At 54.3% G+C, this 25709-nt stretch carries 29 protein-coding genes, 3 tRNA genes and 1 riboswitch; of the genes, 9 read left to right on the forward strand and 23 right to left on the reverse strand.

Translation table 11 applies throughout. The features are described 5' to 3' along the window. Positions 1-211: 211 nt before the first annotated feature. From B5E62_RS13410 to B5E62_RS13450, 10 genes are all read right to left on the reverse strand, one after another. Positions 212-301: transfer RNA gene (locus B5E62_RS13410), tRNA-Ser, on the reverse strand. A gap of 47 nt (positions 302-348) precedes the next feature. Next, positions 349-434 (reverse strand) — tRNA-Ser (locus tag B5E62_RS13415). Between the two features lie 102 nt (positions 435-536). After that, complete coding sequence (ispD, locus tag B5E62_RS13420; protein WP_087175048.1) at positions 537-1277, reverse strand: 2-C-methyl-D-erythritol 4-phosphate cytidylyltransferase; 741 nt, start codon at positions 1275-1277, stop codon at positions 537-539. Between the two features lie 12 nt (positions 1278-1289). Then, positions 1290-2318, reverse strand: a complete 1029-nt coding sequence (gene tsaD / locus B5E62_RS13425; protein ID WP_087175049.1) for a tRNA (adenosine(37)-N6)-threonylcarbamoyltransferase complex transferase subunit TsaD — start codon at positions 2316-2318, stop codon at positions 1290-1292. Positions 2319-2335: 17 nt separating this feature from the next. After that, entirely contained in the window at positions 2336-3250 is a 915-nt protein-coding gene (locus B5E62_RS13430) for a ribonuclease Z (RefSeq protein ID WP_087175050.1), read from the reverse strand. A gap of 1 nt (position 3251) precedes the next feature. After that, positions 3252-3491, reverse strand: coding sequence for a hypothetical protein (locus tag B5E62_RS13435; RefSeq protein ID WP_087175051.1), 240 nt, complete (start codon positions 3489-3491; stop codon positions 3252-3254). A 106-nt stretch (positions 3492-3597) separates the two neighbouring features. Then, the gene (rimI, locus tag B5E62_RS17135) at positions 3598-4041 is read right to left on the reverse strand and encodes a ribosomal protein S18-alanine N-acetyltransferase (RefSeq protein WP_191384898.1); all 444 of its coding nucleotides are present in this window, start codon (positions 4039-4041) and stop codon (positions 3598-3600) included. A 9-nt stretch (positions 4042-4050) separates the two neighbouring features. After that, positions 4051-4755, reverse strand: a complete 705-nt coding sequence (gene tsaB / locus B5E62_RS17140) for a tRNA (adenosine(37)-N6)-threonylcarbamoyltransferase complex dimerization subunit type 1 TsaB (protein WP_206414322.1) — start codon at positions 4753-4755, stop codon at positions 4051-4053. A gap of 25 nt (positions 4756-4780) precedes the next feature. Continuing rightward, positions 4781-5218 (reverse strand): tRNA (adenosine(37)-N6)-threonylcarbamoyltransferase complex ATPase subunit type 1 TsaE, encoded by a 438-nt coding sequence (gene tsaE, locus B5E62_RS13445; protein WP_087175052.1) that lies wholly within the window; start codon positions 5216-5218, stop codon positions 4781-4783. Continuing rightward, positions 5208-5750, reverse strand: coding sequence for a YcxB family protein (locus B5E62_RS13450; protein WP_087175053.1), 543 nt, complete (start codon positions 5748-5750; stop codon positions 5208-5210). The genes tsaE and B5E62_RS13450 overlap by 11 nt, the downstream gene beginning before the upstream one ends. A 124-nt stretch (positions 5751-5874) precedes the next feature. On the opposite strand from B5E62_RS13450, the gene B5E62_RS13455 reads away from it, so the two are divergent. Continuing rightward, positions 5875-6237, forward strand: coding sequence for a VOC family protein (locus B5E62_RS13455; protein ID WP_087175054.1), 363 nt, complete (start codon positions 5875-5877; stop codon positions 6235-6237). An 82-nt stretch (positions 6238-6319) separates the two neighbouring features. Here the strand turns inward: B5E62_RS13455 and B5E62_RS13460 are convergent, their stop codons facing one another. Both B5E62_RS13460 and B5E62_RS13465 read right to left on the reverse strand, forming a co-directional pair. Continuing rightward, entirely contained in the window at positions 6320-6955 is a 636-nt protein-coding gene (locus B5E62_RS13460) for an ECF transporter S component (RefSeq protein ID WP_087175055.1), read from the reverse strand. A gap of 128 nt (positions 6956-7083) precedes the next feature. After that, a riboswitch (FMN riboswitch) is annotated at positions 7084-7236 on the reverse strand. A gap of 121 nt (positions 7237-7357) precedes the next feature. Further along, a tRNA-Pro gene (locus B5E62_RS13465) sits at positions 7358-7432 on the reverse strand. Between the two features lie 196 nt (positions 7433-7628). On the opposite strand from B5E62_RS13465, the gene dapB reads away from it, so the two are divergent. Further along, positions 7629-8429 carry a 4-hydroxy-tetrahydrodipicolinate reductase gene (dapB, locus tag B5E62_RS13470; RefSeq protein WP_087175056.1) on the forward strand — a complete coding sequence of 267 codons (801 nt, stop codon included), beginning with the start codon at positions 7629-7631 and terminating at the stop codon, positions 8427-8429. Between the two features lie 109 nt (positions 8430-8538). On the opposite strand, the gene dtd is transcribed toward dapB, so the two are convergent. From dtd to B5E62_RS13485, 3 genes are all read right to left on the reverse strand, one after another. After that, entirely contained in the window at positions 8539-8985 is a 447-nt protein-coding gene (gene dtd / locus B5E62_RS13475; protein WP_087175057.1) for a D-aminoacyl-tRNA deacylase, read from the reverse strand. A 64-nt stretch (positions 8986-9049) separates the two neighbouring features. Next, on the reverse strand, positions 9050-9556 hold the full coding sequence (locus B5E62_RS13480; protein ID WP_087175058.1) for a CarD family transcriptional regulator: 507 nt from the start codon (positions 9554-9556) through the stop codon (positions 9050-9052). A gap of 182 nt (positions 9557-9738) precedes the next feature. After that, positions 9739-10638, reverse strand: a complete 900-nt coding sequence (locus tag B5E62_RS13485; RefSeq protein WP_087175059.1) for a DMT family transporter — start codon at positions 10636-10638, stop codon at positions 9739-9741. A gap of 149 nt (positions 10639-10787) precedes the next feature. Here B5E62_RS13485 and B5E62_RS13490 point away from each other — a divergent pair, with 149 nt between their 5' ends. From B5E62_RS13490 to B5E62_RS13510, 5 genes are all read left to right on the forward strand, one after another. Then, positions 10788-11441 carry a TMEM164 family acyltransferase gene (locus tag B5E62_RS13490; protein ID WP_087175060.1) on the forward strand — a complete coding sequence of 218 codons (654 nt, stop codon included), beginning with the start codon at positions 10788-10790 and terminating at the stop codon, positions 11439-11441. Between the two features lie 95 nt (positions 11442-11536). Continuing rightward, complete coding sequence (locus tag B5E62_RS13495; RefSeq protein ID WP_087175061.1) at positions 11537-12292, forward strand: ATP-binding cassette domain-containing protein; 756 nt, start codon at positions 11537-11539, stop codon at positions 12290-12292. 38 nt (positions 12293-12330) lie between these two features. Next, complete coding sequence (locus tag B5E62_RS13500) at positions 12331-13257, forward strand: ABC transporter permease (protein ID WP_275532592.1); 927 nt, start codon at positions 12331-12333, stop codon at positions 13255-13257. Further along, a complete protein-coding gene (locus B5E62_RS13505; RefSeq protein ID WP_087175063.1) occupies positions 13257-14345 on the forward strand; it encodes a sugar ABC transporter substrate-binding protein in 1089 nt (362 codons plus the stop codon). Before B5E62_RS13500 ends, B5E62_RS13505 begins: the two co-directional genes overlap by 1 nt. Positions 14346-14348: 3 nt before the next feature. Next, positions 14349-15113, forward strand: coding sequence for a pseudouridine-5'-phosphate glycosidase (locus tag B5E62_RS13510; protein ID WP_087175064.1), 765 nt, complete (start codon positions 14349-14351; stop codon positions 15111-15113). 77 nt (positions 15114-15190) lie between these two features. Here the strand turns inward: B5E62_RS13510 and B5E62_RS13515 are convergent, their stop codons facing one another. After that, entirely contained in the window at positions 15191-16033 is an 843-nt protein-coding gene (locus B5E62_RS13515) for a MerR family transcriptional regulator (protein WP_087175065.1), read from the reverse strand. Between the two features lie 84 nt (positions 16034-16117). On the opposite strand from B5E62_RS13515, the gene B5E62_RS13520 reads away from it, so the two are divergent. After that, positions 16118-17548, forward strand: a complete 1431-nt coding sequence (locus B5E62_RS13520; protein WP_087175066.1) for an MATE family efflux transporter — start codon at positions 16118-16120, stop codon at positions 17546-17548. Between the two features lie 98 nt (positions 17549-17646). Beyond that, a complete protein-coding gene (locus tag B5E62_RS13525) occupies positions 17647-17979 on the forward strand; it encodes a DUF6465 family protein (protein WP_087175067.1) in 333 nt (110 codons plus the stop codon). A 62-nt stretch (positions 17980-18041) separates the two neighbouring features. Here the strand turns inward: B5E62_RS13525 and B5E62_RS13530 are convergent, their stop codons facing one another. The 7 genes from B5E62_RS13530 to B5E62_RS13560 form a co-directional block, all read right to left on the reverse strand. Then, positions 18042-18782 carry a DUF6198 family protein gene (locus B5E62_RS13530; RefSeq protein ID WP_330398135.1) on the reverse strand — a complete coding sequence of 247 codons (741 nt, stop codon included), beginning with the start codon at positions 18780-18782 and terminating at the stop codon, positions 18042-18044. A 90-nt stretch (positions 18783-18872) separates the two neighbouring features. Continuing rightward, positions 18873-19217 carry a YolD-like family protein gene (locus B5E62_RS13535; RefSeq protein WP_087175068.1) on the reverse strand — a complete coding sequence of 115 codons (345 nt, stop codon included), beginning with the start codon at positions 19215-19217 and terminating at the stop codon, positions 18873-18875. Positions 19218-19233: 16 nt separating this feature from the next. Beyond that, complete coding sequence (locus tag B5E62_RS13540; RefSeq protein ID WP_087175069.1) at positions 19234-20529, reverse strand: Y-family DNA polymerase; 1296 nt, start codon at positions 20527-20529, stop codon at positions 19234-19236. 162 nt (positions 20530-20691) lie between these two features. Beyond that, positions 20692-21675 carry an Rpn family recombination-promoting nuclease/putative transposase gene (locus B5E62_RS13545; protein ID WP_206414323.1) on the reverse strand — a complete coding sequence of 328 codons (984 nt, stop codon included), beginning with the start codon at positions 21673-21675 and terminating at the stop codon, positions 20692-20694. A 361-nt stretch (positions 21676-22036) separates the two neighbouring features. Continuing rightward, a complete protein-coding gene (locus tag B5E62_RS13550; RefSeq protein ID WP_242957940.1) occupies positions 22037-24505 on the reverse strand; it encodes an ABC transporter permease in 2469 nt (822 codons plus the stop codon). Next, on the reverse strand, positions 24396-24935 hold the full coding sequence (locus B5E62_RS17315) for a hypothetical protein (protein ID WP_242957936.1): 540 nt from the start codon (positions 24933-24935) through the stop codon (positions 24396-24398). Before B5E62_RS17315 ends, B5E62_RS13550 begins: the two co-directional genes overlap by 110 nt. Further along, positions 24936-25628, reverse strand: coding sequence for a response regulator transcription factor (locus tag B5E62_RS13560; RefSeq protein ID WP_087175073.1), 693 nt, complete (start codon positions 25626-25628; stop codon positions 24936-24938). Positions 25629-25709: the final 81 nt, after the last annotated feature.

The following is a 25709-nucleotide window of genomic DNA, read 5'->3' on the forward strand; positions in this document are numbered from 1 at the left end:
CGCTTTCGCTCGATCTGATTTCCGTTCTGAATATTTCTCTTAGAAATTTTCAGGGTCGTTGTCTATTGTTCAGTTATCAAGGTTCTTTTTGTTTTTTGCTGTCTCTCGCGAGTCAGCTTGTCTATAATAGCACTTTGTTTTTCTCTTGTCAAGAACTTTTTTCAGGTTTTTTTGACATCATTTTCAGTCGCAAAACCAATGCTATTATAAGCGGAGAAGGAGGGATTTGAACCCTCGCGCCGCTATTAACGACCTACTCCCTTTCCAGGGGAGCCCCTTCGGCCAGCTTGGGTACTTCTCCAAATTGCCCTTTCATACCTCGCAGACTCTCGTCTGTTCAATATGAAGCGGAGAGGGTGGGATTCGAACCCACGCGCCCTTTCGGACAAACGGTTTTCAAGACCGCCTCGTTATGACCACTTCGATACCTCTCCACGATAGTTTGTTTTCATGCCGCTTTCTCAGCGACATTGGTTATTTTATCACACGGGAATTCCTGAGTCAATACAAAATTTTAAGTTTTTTGGTTTTTCCTGTCAAAGCTCCGGGAAGCATCTCTTCACAAACACTTCAGCTATGTCCAGATCCTCCGGAGTGGTGATCTTGATGTTCTCATAGCTCCCCTCCGTCATATGGACAGGGATATGGAGTTCGTTCTCCACAGCCATGGCATCGTCCGTCGCCTGTATCACATCCCGGGACATCATTTTTGCATAGGCTCCCGTAATGATAGCAGCGTCAAAGACCTGTGGTGTCTGGATGACCCACACGAACCTGCGGTCCGGCGTTTCCCTGGAAAAGCTCTCCTCATCCACAAGCTTGACCGTATCTTTGCTGGGCACCCCCACCACACAGGCATGATGCACTTCAACATCACTGTAGGCCCGCCGGATGATCTCCTCCGTCAAAAACGGTCTGGCACTGTCATGGATAAAAATATATCTCTCCTGAGTACCGCCTTCTGCCTGCACCGCCTTCAGCCCCTCCCAGACGGAGTGGTACCTCTCTGCGCCCCCCTCTACAATGCGGGTCACCTTGGTAAAATGATATCTTTCCACAAATTCTCCTCTGACATACTCGGTCTGTCCCTCTCCGGCCACCAGTATCACATCGTCTATCACCTCAGACTTCTCAAAGGTATAGAGCGAGTAAAAAAGGACCGGGCGGTCCTGGATCCGCAGGTACTGCTTCTGTATTCTGGAACCCATCCTTGTCCCCCGTCCCGCCGCCAGCAAAATAGCGGTACATCTTTTTTTCTTCCCCGTCTCCCTGTCCATCCTTTTCCCCTCTCATCTCTCACCCAGCTTCAGATTGGGTACCGCATTGAGGTCCCATCCATGTCTGGTGCCGTTTCTATATTCGTAGTAGGCGGCCACACCGATCATGGCCGCATTGTCCGTACAGTAAATGGGAGAAGGATAATAGAATGTGACCCCTCTCTCCTCACAGGCCCGGGCCATCGCCTGACGAAGTGCGCTGTTGGCCGCCACACCTCCGGCGATAGCGAATTTGTCCACGCCAAATTCCTCCACCGCATGCATGGCATTCCCCACCAGCACGTCCGTCACCGCCTTCTGGAAGGAGGCCGCCACGTCCGCCTGGCTGAAGCTCTCCCCCTTCATGTGACAGCCGTTGATATAGTTGAGGACTGCTGACTTCACGCCGCTGAAGCTGAAATCATAGGGCGCGTCCTCCACGTGGGCTCTGGGAAACTGGATGGCGTCCGGATTTCCCTCTTTTGCCACCTTGTCGATCTTCGGTCCTCCCGGATAGCCAAGTCCGATGGCCCGGGCCACCTTGTCAAAGGCCTCCCCCGCCGCATCGTCCCTGGTCCGTCCCAGGATATCAAATTGACCGTAATCCCTGACCCGCACAAGATGGGTGTGCCCGCCGGATACCACCAGACAGAGAAATGGCGGCTCCAGCTCTCTGTGCTCGATAAAGTTGGCCGCAATATGCCCCTCAATGTGGTGTACTCCCACCAGGGGCTTGCCCGCTGCGTAGGCGATAGCCTTGGCCTCCGCCACGCCCACAAGGAGGGCTCCCACAAGGCCGGGGCCGTAGGTGACACCCACCGCGTCTATGTCCTGCAGGGAAACGCCGGCCTCCGCCAGCGCTTTCTCTATCACCTGATTGATCTTCTCGATATGCTTTCTGGACGCGATCTCCGGCACCACGCCGCCGTACAGCGTGTGGAGATCGATCTGGGAATAGATAATGTTCGAGAGGACCTCCCTGCCATTTCTGACGACAGCCGCCGCCGTCTCGTCACAGGAGCTCTCTATCGCAAGGATAAGAATATCTTTCTCTTCGTTCATTTACTGCCTCTGCCTTCCTATTTATCATCTGAAAATACCAGTTCCATCGTTCTGCCGTCTCTGGCCGTCACCGTGTTAGGGAAGATTTCCCTCACGTCATCCAGGAATTCCTCCGGATGGTTCAGGGAGGGGCTATAGTGGGTCAGCCACAGCTCCTTCACCTCCGCCTCCTTCGCAAGACGGGCCGCCTCGTAGAACGTCATATGCTTGTACTCTTTGGCCTTTTTCTGTTTGTCCTTCTCTCCGTACATGCCCTCGCAGATAAACAGGTCTGCGTGTCTGGCGTTGCTGCGTATGGAGTCTGTGGGCCGGGTGTCCGTGCAGTAGGTCACTTTAAGGCCCTTCCTGGGAGGTCCCAGCACCATATCCGGGGTCAGGGTTCTCCCTTCATATTCCACTGTCTCTCCCTTCTGGAGCAGTCCCCAGCAGCGCTGCGGAATGTCCGCGGCCTGAGCCCGGGCCACATCAAATTTCCCGGCCCGGTCAATCTCCAGAGCGTATCCGTAACAGAGCACATTGTGGTTGACCCGGAAGGCCTTCAGGCGGTACCCGTTCATCTCGAACGTCTGCTCCGGCTCTGTGATCTCCAGGTACTGTATCTTAAAAGGGAGCTCAGGGGCAATGACCCGAAGAGCGTTCACCACCCGTTCCAGCCCTTTGGGGCCGATCAGGGTGAGGGGCTCCGTCCGGTCCGCATTTCCCATGGTGAGCAGAAGGCCGGGAAGTCCGCTGATGTGATCTCCGTGATAATGAGTAAAACAGATCACGTCAATAGGCTTAAAGCTCCACCCCTTCTCCTTAATGGCAATCTGGGTTCCTTCCCCGCAGTCGATGAGGAGACTGCTCCCGTTGTAGCGGACCATCAGAGCGGTCAGCCAGCGATAAGGGAGGGGCATCATCCCTCCCGTTCCAACTAAACATACGTCTAACATTCTATTCTCCTACTGGAATAACAAATGTGGCCACAAAGGCGTCGTAGCACTCTTCGCAGAGATCAAAAGAATCCACCTGGTTGTCTTTCTCCGAAAAATACCCCCACCTCTTCTCCACTGAGAGGAAGTCCGCTCTTGGCTCTCCCTTTTCTGTGGGGATTTCCTTTCCACATTTATTACAGATTATTTTTTTAACTTTTTTCTGAGTCTCTTTTGTTTCTATCACTTCATACTGGCGCATACATTTCCTCCCAAATGGTATTTTGCAGGATCATTCTTCTGTTACGCCTACATTATATATGGCCGAGCCGCCCGGTCATAGTGGGAACTGTTTCCTTTCCTGACAGCTATTTCCCCAGGTCCCTGCTCATCAGCACACCATCCTCCACAGGGTCGCTGTAGTATCTCCTCCGGATGCCGTCCTGCACAAACCCATAGTCTGTATAGAAGGAAATGGCAGGGCCATTGCTCTCCCTCACATCCAGCAGCAGCCTTGTAATGCCCCCCAGCTCGCAGAGATTTTCCAGCTCCAGCAGCAGCCGGGCGCCTACCCCCTGCCTCCTCTTCTGAGGGATGACGGCAATCCGGGCAATCTCTCCGTCCTCCAGGGCGTAGTACATGATCAGGTACCCGATAAGCTGCTGGTCCTCGTACGCCACCAGGAGCAGCGTCCTTTTCTGTCTGTAGCTGTCCAGCAGTGCCCTCTCACTCCAGGGGTCCGGGAATATCTCCGCCTCCAGCCTGGCCACGGCGGGGATGTCCATTTCTTTCATCTTTCTGATCACAAGCATGTTCCTATCCTACTCCTTCTTCTCCCGCTGCGCCCGCTCCCGCTCCGCCTGGGATACACGCAGATAATCCGGCGCATGCCCGGCGGCCGTCTCCGTCCTGCCCTGTCTGTAGTATGCTATCCCCAGAGCCCCCACAGAAGCCGCCCTCTGTCTGTTCATGTGGGCCGGCGCATATGTGTGGGGCACAGTCAGCCTCTCCTCCAGGGTCTCCCTGTATACCGGGACTCCGTCCCCCAGAAGGACCACAGCCTGCCCCAGCTCATTCAATCTGTCCGCCAGCTCTTCCACAGGGATGGCACACTGTTCCACCACTGTGGAGAATCCTCCTTTGAAGGAGTAAATGCCTGTGTACACCTGCTTTCTCCTGGCGTCCATGAGGGGACACACCAGCTCCGACACGCCATACATGTTGTAGGCAAGCCCCTCCAGAGTGGGAATATGGACAAGCGGAATGTCCAAAGCCAGTCCCAGCCCCTTCGCTGTCGCTGACCCGATCCGAAGTCCGGTGAAGGACCCCGGCCCGGCTGCCACCGCAATGGCGTCCAGGGTTTTCAGGTCCAGCTCGATCATCCTGGCTATCTCATCCACCATGGGAAGGAGTGTCTGGGAATGGGTCTTCTTATAATTGACTGTGTATTCTGCGATTGTCTGCTCTTCCTCCAGGACGGCCGCCGAAGCCACCAGCCCGGAGCTGTCCAGTGCTAATATCCTCATTGCTGCATCTTCCTTATCTGTATGATCATCGGCCACGGCCTTTTTCTTCCACAGTGATCCTGCGGAAGTCAAACCCCCGGCCCGGGTCTTTCTCTATCTTGATTTCCACGTAGTGCTCCGGCAGGATTTCCTCTATCAGGTCCGCCCACTCGATCAGGCTTACGCCCTCCCCGTAAATGCAGTCCTCGTACCCGATCTCATCCATCTCCTCCACGTCGCCGATCCGATACACGTCGAAATGGTAGAGGGGCATGCGGCCCTCCTCGTAAATCTGCACGATCGTAAAGGTGGGGCTGCTGACAGGCTCCTCTATGCCAAGTCCCTTTGCCAATCCCTTTGTAAACACGGTCTTCCCGACCCCCAGATCGCCCACCAGAGTGTATACATCCCCGGGCACGGCTTTCTCTCCAATCTGACGTCCCATATCAAAGGTATCCTTTTCACTGTTCGACTCAAATACCATCTGTCTGTCTCCTGTCCTGACTTTTTCTAATGCGCACGGCCGCCCGCGGCACATGGTCCGCTATCATGTCCACCGCCGCACCGTAGTCATCTCCAAGCTGGGAAACGGGCAGCACCATGGCATGCTTTTTCTCGTCATAGAGAATAAGGATGTGCTTTCTTGAGACGGCCTTTTTCACGTTCTCCCAGGGCACCTTCTTTTCCCTGTCAGCCGCCACTGTCTTTATGCCCTCCTGGTCAAAAATATACTCCACAGGCTTCACGAATTTCTTCTGTCCCTGGAGGACTGACACCCTGTTTTTGATCACTATCGGGAAACCGAAGAACAGGAGCAGGGCGAACACCACGAAGAGCACTATCATAAACCATTCCCTCCGTATCCCAAAGGCAACCGCCAGTCCCGCGTTCAGCGCCCCCAGCACCAGCACGGCTATGCCCGCTCCCCCTGTATATATCTGATACATCATAAACTCTGATATAGCTTCCGCATCCAGGGTGATCTGTGTCCTTATCTCCTTCTTTTTCTCTTCCATTGCACTTCTCCTTTACACCTATGTGGAACATTATAGCATATCTTTTTTTCTTAGGCTACACATGATATACTGTTTTAAAGACTGCGCCAGGCAGCAAAACACGATCTAAAGGAGGCACTCTGCTTTGAATTTCACATTTTATCACAACAACATCAATGTATATGACCTGGAAAAGTCCCTCGATTTTTACGAAAAGGCCCTGGGGCTTACCGTGACCCGGGAGACGGAGGCTGAGGACGGAAGTTTTAAGCTTGTCTACCTGGGAGACGGCGCCACGCCCCACCTGCTGGAGCTCACCTGGCTCCGGGACATGGACCGGCCCTATGATCTGGGCGACAACGAATTCCACCTGGCCTTCCACACGGATGATTTCGAGAAGGCCCACCAGCTCCACAAGGAGATGGGGTGCATCTGCTTTGAGAATGAAGCTATGGGAATCTACTTCATCTCCGACCCGGACGGCTACTGGCTGGAAATCTGTCCCTAGCCGCCCGCCAGCGACAGACGCTCATGCAAAAATCCGGACTGCCCCGTGCCTGCAGTCCGGATTTTTCTTTTCACACCTGCCTCTACGCCTGATGGTTCATGCGGAAGACAGGACTTATCTTCTTATAGATCAGAAATACGATCAGCGATACAAGCACTCCCTTGAGAAGATTAAAGGGAGCCACGGCAAACGCCACAAATGTAAACAGGCTGTCAATGCTTCCGTTTACCGCTGTTCCCATAGCCACCAGCGCATCGATGGGCATCTGGAAGGCTGTGGCATAAACCGGGAGGAGCACATACGCGTTCAACAGACAGCCGATCAGCGTCATGAACACCGTTCCCACGGCCATACCGATGATGGCGCCAGTCCTTGTGCGCTTCCTGCGGTAAATGATGCCGGCCGGGACTACAAGGGCGCACCCGATGAGGAAGTTGGCGACCTCACCCACACCCGCCGTGGTTGTTCCGTTGATGATAAAGTTCAGGAGGATCTTCACCAGCTCGATAGCCGCCCCGGCCACCGGCCCTATGGCGAAGGTCCCTATCATGACCGGCACCTCGCTGAAATCAATCTCATAGAAGGACGGAGCGAAGGGCAGCGGTATCTCAAAGAGCATCAGCACTACGGCGATCGCCCCCAGCATGCCTGCCTGGACAATGGTACGGACCCCCGTCCTTGCTTTTACATTTGCATTGTTCATAACCTGTGTACTCATTTTCTTTCTCTCCTTTGATGAATAAGATATTTTGCAGGAAAGAAAATCTTCTTGGAATTATGCAATAAAAAAACTCCCATATCCATCAATATCGGAGTCCTGAAATCAAATATTTTTCTTGATATCGCATAGTTCTTCTCTCATCCAGACTGTACTGTCGGTTTTGGAATTTCACCAAATCAGCCGTTCACACATCTCCCATGCTCTGCAGCGCATCCATGTGCTCGCGGGTCGCGGACTATACCGCCGGTTGGGACTTTCACCCGACCCCGAAGACTTTATTCCTTTTACAGATATTACTATAACTCTTTGCAGCGGCCATTGCAATAGATTTTGAAAATTTTCTGTCACTGCCGGGCGCGGGGCAGAAAAAAACCAGCGGAAATCCGCTGGTCATTTAAATCGGGGTAACAGGATTCGAACCTGCGACCTCGCGGCCCCCAGCCGCGCGCTCTAACCAAACTGAGCCATACCCCGGTCACAGATAGTATTATACTCGAAGTCTGTCGTATATTGCAAGTGTTTTTTTAATAAATCGTAAAATTCATAATATTTTTCTATCGCACCCTTTATTGCATCCACAAATCTGCCTGTATTCACCAATTATTATTTCCTGTTTTCAGACAAATATGCTAAAATATCTATGAAATCTTATGCGAAAGGAGTCCCTGATATGAAATTGATCGTAACAGGCCCAAGAGGGAAAATGGGCCGTCTCATCACTCAGGTCGCCGCGGAGCACCCTGACATCCATCTGGTCGCCGGAGTGGGGCCGGCGGGAAGAGATTACATCGGAAAGGATCTGGGCGAGGTGGCCATGACAGGGCGCCGGCTCGGGGTCCCCGTGGTGGATGACCTGGAAGCCGTCATAGATGACTGCGATGTACTCATCGATTTTTCCACAAAAGAGACCGGACTGCAGGTGCTGGAGAGCGCCGTGCGGCACAAGAAGGCGCTCGTGTGCGGCACCACCGGATTTTCATCGGAGGAGATGGCTAAGTTCAGGGAGGCCGCTTCCTCCATCCCCATGCTCTACGCAGCCAACACCTCCAAGCTGGTAAACATCATGAACAAGCTCCTGGAGCTCGTGGCCACCGCAGTGGGGGACGAGGCGGACATCGAGATACTGGAGATGCACGACCAGTGGAAGAAGGATGCCCCCAGCGGCACCTCCAGGGAGATGGGGGAGATCATGGCCCACGCCATAGGAAGGGAGCTGGATGACATCGCCGTCTACGGACGGCACGGCGTATCTCCCCGCGAAAAGGGGACCATTGGCTACCACTCTCTCCGGGCCGGGAATATCCCCAGCAGCCACACTGTGTACTTTGGCTTTATGGGAGAGCGCCTGGAGATAACCCACCACTCCTACAACTGGGAGTGCTTTGCCAGAGGCGCCGTGGACTGCGGGCTTTTCCTGGCAGATAAGGAGCCGGGCTGGTACACGATCGGAGATGTGCTCCACTTGTCCTGACCGGAAAAGGGGAGCGGCCGCGTCGGTCCTTTTCGGACGACTGAGGCCGCTCCCGCTTTTTTGCTCATCACTCTGTTTATCTGCCCGGTCTGTTTTCTCCTGTTTACCTCTACAGTGTGTCTGAGTCCAGGATGATCGTAAAGGGGCCGTCGTTTGTGAGGCTGACCTTCATGTCCGCCCCAAACTGCCCCCTCTCTACTGTAGGCACTGTCTCCCTGCACTTTCCGATAATGTATTCGTACATCTCCTCTGCCATGGCCGGATCCCCCGCCTCGATAAAGCTGGGGCGGTTCCCCTTTTTGCAGTTGGCATACAGGGTGAACTGGGAGATGAGGAGAAGACTTCCTCCCACCGTGTCCAGAGACAGGTTTGTCTTTCCGTTCTCGTCCTCAAAAATGCGCAGTCCCAGCATCTTTTTCACCATCTTGTCCGCAATTTCCCTCGTGTCGCTGTCTGACACGCCGATCAGCACCATAAAGCCTTTTCCGATCTCTCCGATCGTCTGGCCCTCCACCTTCACGTCCGCATTTGTGACGCGCTGTATTACAAAACGCATATTCCTTCCTCCTTTACGCTGTCTTCTATCATCTATGAAACGGAGGAAAATGTCAATACTCTCTTTATTCCTGCTCCCCTCTCTTCTTTCGGATATAGGACTCAACTTCACTTTTTTCAATCCCCAGCGAGACAGCGAGCTCGCCAAAAAGGTTTTCCTGGGCTGCGTGCAGGCAGCGCTCATCACCTGCGGTCACTTTTTTCCCCTGGGCCAGTCTCTTTTCCCTGCGGACATTGATGGTCTTGATCACCCGCACCCACTGCCTCGTGTCGCAGGTTTTCAGCGCCCTTTTCAAAGTTTCTTCTCTCTGCCGTTCATTATCGATAGGGATCATGTCCATCCCGTCAATCTCACCGATGAGCTGCTCCGCTTCCTGCCTGGAGATGACATACCGCATAATGATCTTCTCACTGTCTGCCGGCACATAGACCACACCTCCCTTTGAGTACAAAGGTGACAGTGTATAGTAATCCCTTCCGGCAGACGCTTCCGCCAGACGGATGGGACCTATGCTTTCCACCCTGCATACGCCGTGCTGCCCGCAGACAATATACGCTCCTGTCTCAAACATTCCCATTCTCCTTTCTTTCATATTAAAGAGTATTCCCCAAAATACTGTTACATAAAAATCCGCCTATCCACTGATGTGGTAGACGGATTTTTATCTCTGTCTTTATCTGTATTTTATCAGACAAATCTGTTTTGCGTAAGGCTTTTCCAGAAAATATTTTATTTTCAGCATTTTTGTGAACATCACAGCGTCGGCGATCGTCTATTTTTACCCGGTTTTTCCGGGAGCTGCGCCAGTATGATCGCCGCAAACATCAGGATACAGCCCACTCCTTCCCTCACCGAGAGACGCTCTCCCAGGATTACCCATCCGGCCAGCACGGAAATGCAGGACTCCAGGCTCAGGATAAGGGAGGCGATCGTCGGATCCATGTTTTTCTGTCCGATGATCTGCAGTGTGTAGGCCACGCCGCAGGACAGGACACCCGCATACAGGAGGGGGCCCCAGCTGCGCGCGATTCCCTCCACCGTGGTGGTCTCAAGGGCGGCCATGGGAAGCATGGACAAAATGCCCGCTACAAAGAACTGGATACAGGACATTTTCACCCCGTCCGTTCTGGGCGCAAAATAGTCGATGATCAGGATATGAGCGGCAAACAGTAGGGAGCCTATGAACACATAGACATCGCCCCGCCCCACGCTGAAGGACTCTGTGATACACAGAAAATAAAGTCCCGCGAGGGCCATGGCCACCGCCAGCCACACCTTCCAGCCGGTCTTTTTTCCCATAAAGATGCCCAGCACCGGCACCAGGACAATGTAGAAGGCAGTCACAAACCCGGCCTTCCCCGCCGTGGTGTACTGGATGCCGATCTGCTGCATGCTGCTGGCCGCGAACAGGGCCAGCCCGCAGCATATCCCCCCGACTATCAGGGTCCTTGTGCTCCCCTCCTCCCCGGATGTCCTTTTATTGACCTTTCCCAGAATAAAGATGCAGGGAAGGAGCGCCACTCCGCCGATGAGAGAGCGGATGCCGTTGAACCCAAAGGGCCCCAGGTAGTCCATTCCCATACTCTGGGCAACAAAGGCGGTTCCCCAGATAAATGCTGTCAGGAACAGCATACATGCGTTTTTTCTCCTCATATTTTCTCCTTTAGTACTCTGTCAGGTATTTCATGTGCAACAACCCGTTCAGTATAGCATATTCATGTTTTTTTTCAAATGGTGTATACTAAAGAAAATACAGGGTCTAAAACGCGGTAGCGCATACAGGCAGGAACCAGGAGGAGCCCATGTGGAAGTACAGACGTTTTTTCTTGATATCCGGAATACTGATGCTGGCATCGGAGCTGTGGAAGCAGTACACCCTGACCTTCCCTATCGGCGGCGGCAGCTACAACTGGTGGTATTTCCCCTTCCAGCTCTGCAGCATCCCCATGTACGTCTGTCTGCTCCTGCCCTGGGTCCACAGCCGGCGTCTCCGTCAGGTCCTCACCGCCTTTCTGGTGGATTTCGGCATGCTGGGCGGTATCTTCGCCTTCTTTGACACCAGCGGCATGCACTACGGATATCTCCCCCTCACGGTCCACTCCTTTGCCTGGCATATCCTTCTTATCCTCCTGGGTCTTGCCGCGGCTCTCTCGGACCGCTGCGCTGCCGCGTGGAAGGATTATGCCGGGAGCGCCTGCCTCTATCTCGCCTGCTGCCTGGCCGCTACAGGGATCAATCTTCTCTTCGACCGGCACGGCACCATCAACATGTTCTACATCAATCCGGACTATCCCATGACCCAGAAGGTGTTCTCAGATATCGCCGCCGTCCTGGGAGACACCGCGGGCATCCTTATCTACATCAGTGCAACGCTCGCGGGCGGGGCTGTCTTTCATCTGGGCTGGCGAAGTTTTGCTCTAAAGTCTATAGGAAATCCCAATCGCTCCAGTTTATAGATATTATAAATATAATTATAGATGTCATCAATTTGACCACAAAACCACGTAGACGTACAATAGATTTATACCGAAATCAGATCAGGAGACTTGCTATGGAAACTGAAACTCCCCTTTTAATCATAAACAACATCTATAAATCCTTTGGGCATGTACAGGCCTTAAGAGGTGCCTCCTTTTCTGCCCCCAGGGGCAAGGTGACTGCAATTGTAGGGGATAATGGTTCCGGAAAGAGTACTCTTGCAAAAATCATATCCGGCTGCCTGAAGCCTGACTCCGGGGAGATTACCATCAACGGCAGGACCTATCCTTCTCTCACGAACCATCAGGCCATATATGAAGGGAACATCGGGACTGTCTATCAGGATCTGGCGCTGGACAATCTGAAGAACGCCTATGAAAACATCTTTCTCGGAAGGGAGGATATTCATTTCGGCGTTTTTCTCAACAGAAAAAAGATGAAAGAAAAGGCTGCTGCACTTTTCCAGGCCCTGGCAATTGACATCCCTGACATGGAACTCCCTGTGGGCAGCATGTCCGGAGGGCAGCGACAGGCTATCGCCATCGCAAGAGCCATTGATATGGACAGGCAGATTCTGATTTTTGATGAGCCCACTTCTGCTATGGGCATGAAGGAGACTCAACATACCATGGATCTCTTTCAAAGATTAAAGGATGAGGGGAGGACCATCCTCCTCATCAGCCACAACCTGTTTCAGGTATTTGATATTGCAGACCGTATTGCAGTTCTGGATAAGGGACGTTTTGTAGACACATTTTCCACAGCCGAAAGCAGCCCCCAGAAGCTGCATGATCGGATCGTAAAGAAAGAAATGGAGCTTGAGCAATGACAAAATATATTGAGAAAAACAGCCAGCAGCTATTTCTTATGATCGTAATTGTTATAATAGGTGCTTTTCTGACCATAAAAAGCGAATATTTTCTTACTCCTTCAAATCTGATCAATATTGCGGACTCCTGTGGCTATCGCCTTATCATGGCTGTAGGGATGACCTTTATCATGGCGTCCGGCGTCATGGATCTGTCGGCTGGTTCCACTGTATCACTTGCAGGTGTCATCATCGCCTGGATGCTGCACGCAGGGGCAGGAATTCCCCTGTCTGTGGTGGCCGGACTGCTGACCGGAGTGACGGCCGGTGCGTTGAACGGTCTGCTCATCCACTACACAAAAATCAGTTTCTTTATCATCACACTGGCTATGAGCGGTATGCTCCGCGGCATTTCACTGATCATTACGGGCGGACGGCCTATCACACGATTTGGAGCGGCCTTTATGACGATTGGCACAGGCAGGCTGGCAGGGATCCAGATTTCTGTATGGATAGCAGTCATCCTGACACTGGCCGCCGCGGTTATCCTGAACTGCACAAAATGGGGCAGCTATATCAAAACTCTCGGGAGTAATCCGGAGGCTCTCCGGAAATGCGGCATAGGCACAGCCGGATACCGTATTTCCGTACAGGCTGTCATGGGGCTTGCAGCGGCTATTACGGCTGTCATCATCACGGCCAGACTTAATTCTGCCGAGCCCAATGCAGGTATGGATATGGAGCTGGATGCCATCACTGCTGTTGCGATGGGTGGCACACCTATCACAGGTGGAAAGGCCTGCATCAGCGGCACTATGCTGGCCGTTATCATTCTGGGTATCATCCGAAACGGCCTTACACTTATGAGCATTTCCTCAGATTACCAGCAGTGGATCACTGGATTTTTATTGCTGATCTCTGTCCTCGTATCAGGGATCAGGATTAAAAATACAAGACAAAACACACAAGAAAAGGAGAATGAGTAATGAAAAAACTACTTAGTATCTTATTGGCAGCAGTGCTGGCCATGTCTCTGCTTGTCGGATGCTCCGGCACAGGCAGCAACAGCAGCACAGAGGACACAGATGAGGCACAGACCACCGAAACGGAAGAAACTTCCTCCAGCGTTGTGGATCAGATGCTGGCAGATGTGGAGGCCGAGATGGACAGCCAGCTCGGAGAGGTCCCGGAAAAAAGCGCCGGTGAAAAAGTTGGTATTCTGATCAGCTCCACTTCCAATGAATTCTGGGCTACTATGAAGACGCGCTACGAAGAAGCTGCCGCGGACGCAGATCTTGACATAGAAGTATACGAGGCTTCTGCCGAAGATGACGCCGAGGGGCAGCTGGATGCACTTAACACTATGGTATCCATGGATTTCGATGTGATCATCCTCTCACCCATCAACGGTACCAACCTGATTCCCGGCATCGTGGCCGCCAATGAGAAGGACATTAAGGTTATCAACCTTGGCCCTGGCGTAGATGAAGCTGCTCTGGAAGAAGCAGGCGGGCATCTGGATGCCAAGATCACTGTCAATTTTGAGGATCAGGGAAAAATGGTGGCGGAAGATATCGTAGAAAGACTTGACGGCGAAGGTCAGGTAGCCATTCTGGAAGGTCTCGCAGGCGCTGCACAGAGCGAGGGACGTGTAAAAGGCGCCGAGGATGTATTTGCACAGAACGAGGGGATTGAGGTCGTAGCAAGCCAGGACTGCAACTGGGATACAGATACAGCCTACGAGGCAACCCGCGATATCATGACTGCCAACCCGGATGTAAAGGCAATCTTTGCCTGCAATGACAATCTTGCTCTTGCAGCCGTACAGGCCCTGACAGAGCTGGGCAACAGCGACGTACTGGTATACGGCGTGGACTACACCTCTGACGCGAAAGCTGCTATCGAGGATGGTACTATGATGGGCTCCATGACCTATTCAAGCGCTATCTACACGAAAGCTGCCATCTCCATGGCTATGAATCTGGCACAGGGCGGCAGCTATGACGAGCCCCTGTATCTTCCTCTGACACTGGTGACACAGGACAATGTGGCAGACATGGACGGTTGGAAATAGGCCATGAGACATCTGATCGAAACCGCTCTTTTAACTCACGGTCTGTCGTCACTGTCCAATGAATACATAAAAAAGCAATGGCCGTTTAAGGAAGCAAACCTTGCTTATCTTGAAAATGGCACGGTGAAGACAGGCACTATAGAGGATTACCTGAAGCTGCGGGAACATCCGGAACAGATAGCACGCATTGACTGCACTGCTCTGGAAAGCGCAAAAGCGCAGGGATTGTCCGGAGCTTTCACGGCCTCTGCCACCATGGCTGTGTGCCGTGAGCTGGACATACCTGTGGCAGTCACTGCAGGTATGGGCGGCATTGGCAATGTAGAAGGGGAAGAGCTTTGCCCAGATCTTCCTGCACTTGAAAGGATACCTGTCATCCTGATTTCAACAGGTCCAAAGGATATGCTGGACAGGACAGCAACTTTTTCCTGGCTCCGTGAGCACGGTGTTTCCGTAAAGGGGATCAACACCAGTTCCTGTACCGGTTACGTTTTTACCGGCACTCCTCTTCCTCTGGAACCATTTGACAGGAGTCTGCCCATCGCCGCTCCGCTTCTCCTCATCAACGAGATCCCTGTATCCGACAGGATCACTGACAGAGAAATACTGACAGAAGCCATTCAGGCAGGGCACCAGGCAGCTGCAGAAGGGAAAGCTTATCATCCTGCTGCCAACAGACGCATCGATGAACGCACAAACGGGTATTCTTCCAGAATTCAGCTGGCTTCTCTGATTGAAAATGCCCGTGCTGCCCAAAAGCTTCCTTAAAAACATAATAAAGGGAAAAATTGACACAGGGCCATACCGCTCTTCAGATTTTACAGCGGTATGGCCCTCTTTTGTTATCACACGGTTTTCACCGGCACCTTGATCTTCACTACATAGTCCTCCTCCCCGGCCCCCGCGATGTAGCTTATCATGTCGTACACATAACAGTCCCCTGCAATCTCCAGCCTTTCTCTCTCCGTGAATTTCAGCAGCTTCTCAATACTTTTCCCAAAGGAATTGTAGGCTCCCTTGTGCATGACTGACGCGAAAGTCCCGGCCGGCTTTCTCCTGACGTCCTCTCTTCTCCGCCACTCATCTGTCCATATATTCTCCGGTATCTTTGTAAAGAGAAAGCTTTCTTTGAGCTCTCCCTTCTTCAGCGTCTCATGCAAAATAATGGAGCCCACAAAGGCATGATTGCGAATGCCGTGAGCCTCGCATTTACGGATATGCTCACCCAGCAGCCGGGCCGGAGCGGCGGTGCTGTCCCACTCTCTGTATCCAAAGTCCGTGACCAGCAAATACTCGTCTTCATCCCGCTCTATCCTGGGAACGCCGTACCGGGCATCCAGAGCCTCCTCCGTGATCTGCACCAGCTCCTGCATAAAGCCTGAGAGCTCCTCCAGCTTCCTTTGCTCCTCTTTGATCCTGCGCTGCTTTTCCCTGAACATCTCCAGGAAATACGCAGTGTCAAAATTGCGAAAGCATTTCCGTATATCCTCCAGGGAGCTGCCGGTGTATTTCATGGTCTGGATCAGGTCAAAGTCATAGAACTGGGCAGCCGTGTAATACCGGTAGCCATTGTCCCCCACACAGGCGGGCTTCAGTATGCCAATCCGGTCGTAATGGAAGAGGGTCTCTTTTGTGGTGCCGCACAATGCCGCAAACTGTCCTGTTGTAAAAAACCGTTCCGTATTCATGCTCCCTGGTCCTTCCTTCTTTTTTCTCTTGACTATTGTGTTACCCTATAGTTTACCATTCCTTTTTGAGGAGAACAAGCATTTATGAATACAGATAACTACAATACAAAAAACACAACCCATCCACAGCAGGACACCCCTCCGGGCAGCACCGGGGAGCACAACCGGATGTTCGGAGGGATGCCGCCCACCAGGCTCTTCTTCCGCTGCGCCATCCCCAACATGATCAGCATGGCAGTCGTCTCCATGTACACGATTGCCGACGGGATCTTTGTGGGCTACTATATCGGTGCGGAGGCTCTGGCCGCCATCAACCTGGTCATGCCTCTTATCATGATGAGCTTTGCTTTTTCAGACATGGTAGCCGTGGGCTCCTCTGTCCAGATTGCCATCTGGCTTGGAAAGAAAGATGAAAGGATGGCAGGGCGCATCTTTTCCACCGCCTGCCTGCTGATCCTTATTTCTGCCCTGGTCATGGGGACGCTGGCCTGGCTGTTTTCCTATCCGCTGGTGCATCTGCTGGGAGCCTCCGGGGAAGTGGCAGACCTGGCAGTAAAATACATGCGGGTCTATGCAGCCTTCTCTGTCCTTATCATGCACTTTTTTGCCGTGGACAATTATCTGCGCATCTGCGGGAAGGTCCACTACAGCATGGCCATGAACGTGGGCATATCTCTGGCAAACATTGTGCTGGACTGGCTCTTCATCGGCGTCCTGGGCTGGGGGATCGAGTCTGCCGCCCTGGCCTCCTGCCTCAGCCTGATGTGTGGGAACATCCTCTGCTTTCTCCCGTTCTTCGCCGGAAAGCTGCCCCTTCATTTCATGCGGCAGTGGATCAGACCCGGACTGCTGGGGAATATCATCGCCAACGGGAGCTCGGAGTTTTTCAACAACATCTCAGGCTCTGTGTGTATGATCATCTTCAACGCTGCTCTCCTGTCCGCCGGAGGATTTATGGCAGTGGCAGCCTTCAGCATCATCATGTACGTGGACAGTGTGGTAAAGGCATTGCTTTTTGGTATGGGCGATGCCCTGCAGCCGGCTATCAGCTACAATTACGGGGCGGGAAGTCCCGCGCGGATCTGGGCGATCGAGAGGAGGGTCCAGGCTGCCGGGCTGCTGCTGGCTCTTTTGGTGCTCGCCTTCATGCAGCTTGGCGGCGAAGCGCTGATCGGACTCTTTGCAAAGGAGGATGCGGAGCTGCTCAGCATCAGCGTCAGAGGCATGCGTCTTTTCTCCCTGTCCTACCTGTTTACATGGTGCGCCATTTTGTCCGGCTCCTTCTTCACCGCTCTGAACCGGCCCGTCTTCTCCCTTATGACTGCCGCAGGGCAGACCCTGCTGTTCCCTGTGCTCTTTCTCTCTGTCCTGCCCCGGTTCCTTGGGCTGGACGGTATCTGGCTGTCCCCGGTACTGGCAGGGGCTGCCTCCTTCCTGGTCTGCCTCCTGTTCCTGCTGGACACCAGCCGGCGCCTGTCCTCCGGGTCCGGACAGCAGGCACAGCGGCCGCTGTGATTTTGACCTTTTCAGGAAAAAGAGTTATAATACATTCCGTAGCAGATCAAAGACCAGCCTGCTTACATGCAATGTGTGATCGAAGGAGGTAATCAGTCATGAAAAAGAATAACAGAGCATCACATACAGCTCAGGCGACCAAATCCATTGTCACAACAAAGGACACTACCAAGGCTATCGAGACAAGAGCCGGCGTCTTAAAGGATGCGCCCGAGACCCCGAAGAGCGAACTGAAGACACAGATATTTCTCCAGTATCTGGGAACAGAGTGCAGCACCGATGATATCCTTGCAAGGATCAAGGATATCTGGACAAAGGACATGGGCAAAAAAGCCGAGGATATGAAGACCATCAACGTATATCTCAAGCCTGAAGAGATGGCCGCCTACTATGTGATCAACGGAGAGACAACCGGGAAAATCGCTCTGTAAACATTTTCACAAAAGGACACTCCCGGCAGATGCGCAAAACGCCGCATCTGCCGGGAGTTTTTCTACTCCACCCCTGAAAGCCGCATCATCCTGTCGTATGTAAAATGATTGAACACAGCGATGGTCCTCCCTACTCCGACCATAGCCAGGACCGTCCCTATTCCGATCCCCACCAGCTGCCCCGCGAAGCCAAGGCTCACCGTGGTGGTGATGGCGATGTTGGTCAGGCCAAAGCAGTTCTTTGTAAATCCCACGCTTTTGCGGATACAGTCCGCTATGGCCTGCACGATGCCGTCTCCCGGGTTGGGGATGATGCGCATGTTCAGTGACATAGCCGCCCCGATCCCGGTCAGCACGATGGCAGCCACGAGGATAAGGACCCGCAGGGCCATCTGTCCTGGCGTGTCCTTTCCCTCCCCGTACAGGTCCGGGATCACCGCCGAGAATACGTTCATGAATCTGGTGAACACAAGGCTCAGCGGTATCTGAAGCAGATCCATGAGCACTGTCAGCCTCCTGTCTATCCTGTTTGCATGGGCAAGGACGGCTCCCTCCTCACCGGACGTCCTCCGGCTGCGGACAAGATGCAGGCAGATCTGGATGACAACAAAAAGGCTGTACAGGACGAGCGTCATATTTCCAAAATTCTGTCCGGAGATGACCGAGATACTGTATGCAACGGAAATGATAGGCGATACACCCAGGCCGGTCTTTGTGTTCAGCGTAAGGCCCAGCGCCAGGACAAGAAGTCCCAGAAGATAGAAAAGCACACGGAACCAGATGCTTCTGTTGATCTTTTTCAAGTAAATCCCTCCTATTTTCTGCTCCGGTATCCTATTCTAAGGACTTTTGAAAAATCTGTCAAATCCGGATTCGGAAGGACCTTCCCTCTTTCAGACAGGACTTTGGATCCTCACGTCATACAGGTCCTCAAAAGGGATTTTGGTATCCACCACCTTCAGAAGCCGGGCCGTCCCGTCTATCCTGGACACCATCCCTGTCACCTTCAGATACTCTCCATCGCAAAAGTAGATGACTGTCACCATATCATTTTTCCTGACCTGCCTGAGTGTGCGGTCCAGCTCCTCTCCCCGCTCCTCGGAGAGCTCCGCTTTGGGCACTGTGATCTTTTCCTTTCTCCTGAGCGCCTCCTCATATCCTTTCAGGGCCGCGAAGGGCATAAACTGCTTTGCCCTGTCCCGGGGGCACATCCCGCCCCGCCCGTTTCTGTACGCCATTTTCGCTCTCCCCTTTCTACACTCCGCTCCTGTGGCCCCCAATCTGGCGGTTCCTCTCCATGGTCGTGGCTCCCTCCTGCAGGTCCATGCCCCTGACCACCGCATTTTTCCCGTATTTCTCTTTGATCTCCAGGAGGGCCTTCTGCATCCGCAGCTCCCGGTCCAGCTCTTCCGGGTCTGTAAAGAGGTCGTACTGCCTTAACGCCTCGTCCACCACATGATTGTATGTGACGCTGAGCCTTCTCACCGGCGTGCGGCGGTCCACGATCCTGTCGTAGAGCCGGGCCGTGCAGGCCATGAGCTGGCGGGAGGAGCTGGTCGTCAGAGTCATAGGCTCTGTGCCGTGGGCAGACCTTTTCTCCAGCCTCCCGCTGTACCCTACATGGAGAGTGACCGAGTCTGTTACAAGCCCCTTCTCCACCAGCTCCAGGCTGAGCAGGTCCGCCATCTCCCTGGCCGCCAGCCTGCCCTCCTCAAAGCTGTAATCCCGGGGCAGCACCTGCCCGTTGGAGACAGAGCTGGACCTGGGCCTGTAGGCCTTGATATCTTCCATCGTGGCGGTCTCCCTTCCCCAGGCGTGATCGATGAGGAGCTCCGCGTCAACGCCGAACAGGCTGTACAGCAGTCCCTCATCCGCGTGGGCCACCTCCTCCATGGTCGTCAGGCCGGACTGAGCAAGCCGCCTCTGTATCCCGCTTCCGATCCTCCAGAAGTCCGTCAGCGGCCTGTGCCGCCAGAGCTGCCTCCTGTAGCTCTCCTCGTCCAGCTCCCCCATATGCCTCTCCGAGTGCTTTGCCGTGATATCCATGGCGATCTTGGCAAGATATAGGTTGGTCCCTATCCCCACCGAAGCGGTGATGCCTGTGGTGTCGTACACATCCTCCATGATCTTCATGCCGAGCTCTCTCCCGCTCATCCCATACATGTGAAGATACCTGGTCACATCCATGAACACCTCATCAATGCTGTAGACGTGGATGTCCTCCTTTGAAATATATTTCAGATAGATACTGTATATCTGCGCCGACCGGTCAATATAGAGCTGCATCCGGGGCGGCGCCATGATATAGCTGATCCCCTCCGGGATCTCAAACACCCTGCATCTGCCCGGCACCCCCAGCGCTTTCATGGCCGGGGACACAGCCAGACAGATGGTCTTGTCAGTCCTCTCCGGATCAGCCACCACCAGGTTGGTGGTCATGGGGTCCAGCCCTCTCTCCCGGCACTCCACGGAAGCGTAGAAAGACTTCAGGTCTATACACACATATGTCTTTTGTTTTCCGGTCTGAACGCTCCCAGCAGTGTTCTCCATCTGAAATCCCCTCCTGTCATTTTCTCGAACATATGTTCTTATTTTGATTATAACAGGAGAGGGGAAGATTTTCAACTGGGGATTTTTGACAGAAAAAAAGTGACACCCACCCATCAAAAACAAATCGGTTCCGCGCCACTTTTTCTTTCCGCTGTACTTTCTCTATTTACCTTGCTTTTTCAGCCGGATCCACTCTTTCCAGCTTTCCTCCTCGGGCTGATCCGTCCTGTCCCTCAAAAATTCATAGACTTTCCCGACATGCTCCGGATCCTCCTCCAGGATATCCGCCGTTTCCCCCGCGCTGCATCCCTTTATCATCTTCCTGCGAATCATCAGAAACATCTGATATTCCCGTCCCTCTGCGCGTCCCTCTGCCAGGCCCTCTGCACGTCCCTCTGCACGTCCCTCTGCACGTCCCTCTGCACGTCCCTCTGCACGTCCCTCTGCCAGGCCCTCCTCACGGGCCCGCCTTTTCTCGATGATCTTCTCTTCCCACTCCTGCATATATTTCACTCCAATCTCTTCGCTCGATTTGATCATGGCGATCCTGCGCTGCAGCTCCTGTATTTTCTGGCTGCGGCAGGAGCTGCTGACCTCCTCTGTGGTGTGCTCTATGTACCGGAGCAGCTCGATCAGCTCCTCTGACACCCCCGCAGGGTCCGTCCCCCTGGTGTTCAGGAAAATCCGACACGCTCCGTCCTCCAAGGCGATCTCCGGCTCCTCGTCACACCTCATGCGGAAGGTATAGCGGTACCGTCCCTTCCCGAACAGGTCAAAGGGAGCGATCATGATCGTGTACACATCGTTCATCCGGTCAAAGTCCACCTCCCCCGGCTCCAGAAGCTTGGTGTCGATCATGCCCTGGTACAGACGGCTGCGGCGGGGAAGGTTTTTTGTGTCCTCCCTCTGCACCTCCGCATCGTAAATCGTCTCCTCCGTATCCATGGCCCAGACGTCCATGCGGATGAAGCGGAAGAGGGGAGAACTCCTCTTTTCCTTCTCTGCCTGGGGCGGGTATTTGAGGAGGATGTCCCTCCCGAGGATGATCTCCAGGATCATCTGCATGATAACGGGATCCTCCATAGCCTCCGCAAACAGGAAGCGGTCCAGCAGGTTCAGGTCCTTCAGTGCTTTGTGAAACGCCATTCTCATTCTCCTTTCATTATAAACGGCAATGCACAAGTTGACAATAAAAACCTGAAAATCAGACTGCTCCCGTCAAACCTGTGCGTGAACAAGTGCTGTGAGGGGTAGACAAATGGATAGACACTCCTCGAAAAAAGACTTCATAAGATGTTGCCAGAGACTGCTCCGGCCAAAGATTTTCCTTCACATAAAGAAGTAAGCAAAGATTAACATATCCGCGCACAAAAGTCAATCAAAATCCAAAAACACGAGCCAAATATGAAGTTCAAAACAAAATCAGCCGAAGGACAGAGCCATTTCATAGAAACGGCCTGTCCTCCGGCACGGTTTTTCCTGTTTTCCTTTTTCTGTTCCGTTATCTCTACTCCATCCGCAGTCTCTCCACCACACTCTGCTTCTCCAGGTTCAGGAAGCACAGGCAGGGGATGAGGACTGCCAGGATGAAGAGCAGCGGCGTACACACACCCAGGGGCAGAAGCGTAAAGCGGAAGGTGGAAAAATCATCCGCCGCCGTCACGGCCCGCACGCCGATGCCCACCGCCAGGGCGCTCACAATCCAGGAGGCAAGAAGGGTCAGTCCTGCATAGTACAGTCCCTCATACACAAGCATCCGTCGGAGCTGCCGCTTCGTCATGCCCACGCTCTGTATCATGGCGAACTCTCTCTTCCTGGAGACGATGGCCGTGATCATGGAGTTGGCAAAATTCAGCACGCCCACCAGGGCGATGATGACGCTGATGGCATTTCCCATGACCGCGGAGGACCTGGTCTCCTCCTCGTACTGCTGCGCCATAGTCTGGCGGGAGGTGACGGGAAGCGTCCTGTCCACGGAGGCGGTGTACCCGTCCAGCAGCTCCTGCATGGCATCCACCTGGTCCTCCTCCACATTGACGTAGAGCCTGCGCATGGTATTGTCCGGATACAGCTCCCGGAAGGAGTCAGAGGGGATGACATACTCCATCTCAAGGCCTGTATCCTCCCCCTCCTCCAGGGCTCCGTCCATGACGGAGGCATCCGGCAGCACCACCGCCATCACCTGGTAGGTCCTGCCCTCCAGCTCCACGGTCTGGCCGACAGAGGCTGCGGGCAGCGTCTCCTGGCGGTCCGCCTCCTCTCTGGATAGGGACGCGGTGGATACGGCCAGGACGTACTCTCCCGTGGCAAATGCCTCCGGGTCAAAGGAGCCTGCCAGGATGTGGTCCTCATCTGTCATCGCCTCCAGAGGGATCCCATCCAACCCGAAGAGGGTGACTGTGGCCCGCTTCTCTCTGATGGAGTTCTCCGCGTCCTGGGCTCCCTGTGCATCGTAGCTGGCCCAGTCAGCCAGGACGTCTTCATTGTAGTAGGCGGCCAGATCAGCGGCTGTCCCGTCGTCCATCTGCCAGATAAGCTGGTGGGACCAGGCGTGGCCGGTCTCCTCCACCCCGTCTGCCTGCTCCACCTGGCTCACAAGCTCCTGATCCAGCGTGGTGCCCTGGGGATCGTAGCCTCCCGTGTAGTCCTCGCTGGAGGCATCGGAGAGTTCAAAGTCGGCGATGGTCAGGCCGGAGAGATATTTCTCCATGTCAAAAGCCGCATTTTTGGCGTAAAAGCAGCTCAGCAGCACAAGCCCCAGGGACAGGGAGCAGACCACCAGGGCCGTCCGCTTTTTGTTCCGCCCCAGGTTGGCCCAGGCCATCTCGTGGAGGGAGGCGCTCCCCCGCCTCTTTGCCGTCTTCTTCGCCTTGTCCGGCGCGTCGCAGGCCCGCAGGGCCTCCACAGGAGACACCTTCCCCGCAAGGCGGGCCGGGCGCAGGCAGGAGATCAGGACCGTAACCCAGGCAAAGAGGGCCGACCCGATGAATATCACCGGGCTTACCGAGACCACACTCTCCCCCTCCATCATGCCAAGGAGGATGGGGACAAGGAGAAAGCCAAGGCCCCAGCCCAGGACCAGACCGATGGGGATACCGGTGAGGCAGAGCCTGTCAGCCTGTCCGTAGATCAGCCTGCGAAGCTGCCTTTTCGTCATGCCCAGCGTCTTCAGCTTGCCGTAGAACTGCACATCCGCGGTGACGCTGATCTGGAAAATGTTGTAGATGATGAGATACCCCGCCACAAAGACAAGGATCATCCCCAGGTACATAGGAAGGCTCTCCGAAAAGGCCGTGGCCCCCATCTCCGGCGAGTAGGCCAGGTTCACACCGTACTCCAGCCCGATCAGGTCTGTGTCTGCCAGGATGCCATCCATGGTCTCCTCGATATCTCTGTCACTGTATAGACTCACCTGGGCCATATGGGTGCCAAGGACCTGCCCCTCCGCAGGGCCGTCGGCGCCTCCTGTCATCTGGTCTGCAAAAGATCTGGATACCCAGGCCATGCTGGCGTAGCTGGAGGCATTCCCCTCCCAGAAGCCGCAGAGGGTGAAGGTGGAGGCTGTGGTCTCCTGGCTGTTCAGATCCGGCCGCCACTCAAGCGTCACCTGCTGCCCCAGCTCGTGGGGAACTCCTAAGTGATCCAGCACTGTGGTGTCCACCGCCAGCTCGCCTGCCGCCTCCGGCATCCGGCCGGTGTCAGGCCAGGCAAAGGAGTGGGAGGCGTAGGGATCGTCCGCCCAGCGGATCTCGGTCTGATGACCCTGCAGCTCTCTGTTTTCCGCCACTCCCAGTACAATGCTCTCGCCCACCTCCTTCACGTCCGGATGAGCGTCGATGAGAGCCGCTTCCTCCTCCGTAATACTCTTAAAAGAGGCCTGGGCGTCGTAGCCGGTCTGGCGGAAGGTCATCTCCACCATGTTTTTGCTCATGCTCTGGGCCAGCGTGAACAGAGTGGTGAACATGAGCGTGGTCATGAGGATGGCCAGCACAGCCACTAGGCGTCTTGACCTGATGAGAGATGTCGCTGACCAGCTCCTGGATAGTCTGCTTGTCCCTCTGGCTCTCCCTTCTGGCCTCCCTTGCAATATCATAAAACTGCAGGAGCTTCCCCTGCACCTTTGCTGTCAGGCTGTCCTCGTAAATCTGGGGCCACCTGTCCGGCTCCCCGGCGATGAGGCTGTCCAGGATGTCGCAGAGGGAGTCGGCAAAATCCGCCACCTGCCGCCGCACCCAGGCCCGCCACAGAGCCGCCAGGAGAAAAAGGCCCGCACATATCCCAAGGAGCCCGTACCTCACCTCCCGGCGGGGGACATACGCCCACAAAAGCCATACCATGGCTCCGAATAAAACAGCCGCTCCAAGAAACAGAAGCGCCTCCTGGAGCCTTCTCCTCTTCTCTCTCATCTATCTTCCCCCTGTCCATATGTAGCCCATGCCCCGGACTGTCTTGATATAGGTGTGCTCCCCGTCCTCGATCTTGGCCCGCAGTCGGTTCATGGTGACGGTCAGCGTGTGGTCGTCGATAAAATTCCCCTCACTGTCCCACAGCTTTCCCAGGAGAGTCTGCCTGGTGAGCACATTTCCCCCGTTCTCTGTCAGCGTCCGCAGCAGCTTGTACTCGTTGGGGGTGATGGCAATCTGCTCCTCTCCCCTCCTGGCTGTCAGAGAGGCAAAATCCAGGCACAGAAAGCCATCCTCCCACCGGTCCTTCGGGGCAGGCTCCCTGCCGCCGGCATGCCGCAGGGCAGCCTCCACTCTCTTGAGGAGTATCTTCATGCTGAAGGGCTTTGTCACATAGTCGTCCGCTCCCAGATCAAAGCCTGCCACCACGTCCTCCTCCAGGTCATTGGCGGTGAGGAAGATGACAGGAAGGCCGGACTCCCTCTCCTTCAGCTCCCGGCACAGGTCAAACCCGCTGCCATCGGGCAGATTGACATCCAGTATGACCAGGTCAAAAGTGTCCTCCCCGGCAAGCTGCCGGGCTTTCTTTATATTGTAGGCGGCCACGGTGAGATAGCCGTTCATATCCAGTTCAAAACAAAGACCTGCGCTCAGCGTCAGGTCATCCTCCACTACCATGATCTTTTCCGCACTCATAACTTCATTCTCCTTGTCATTAAGATCCTGCAGCCGGCTTTACAGCGCCGACATCACCATTATATTTCCGCCGTCCCCAAA

The sequence above is a fragment of the Lachnoclostridium sp. An118 genome, assembly GCF_002160985.1.
GTDB lineage: Bacteria > Bacillota > Clostridia > Lachnospirales > Lachnospiraceae > Claveliimonas > Claveliimonas stercoravium.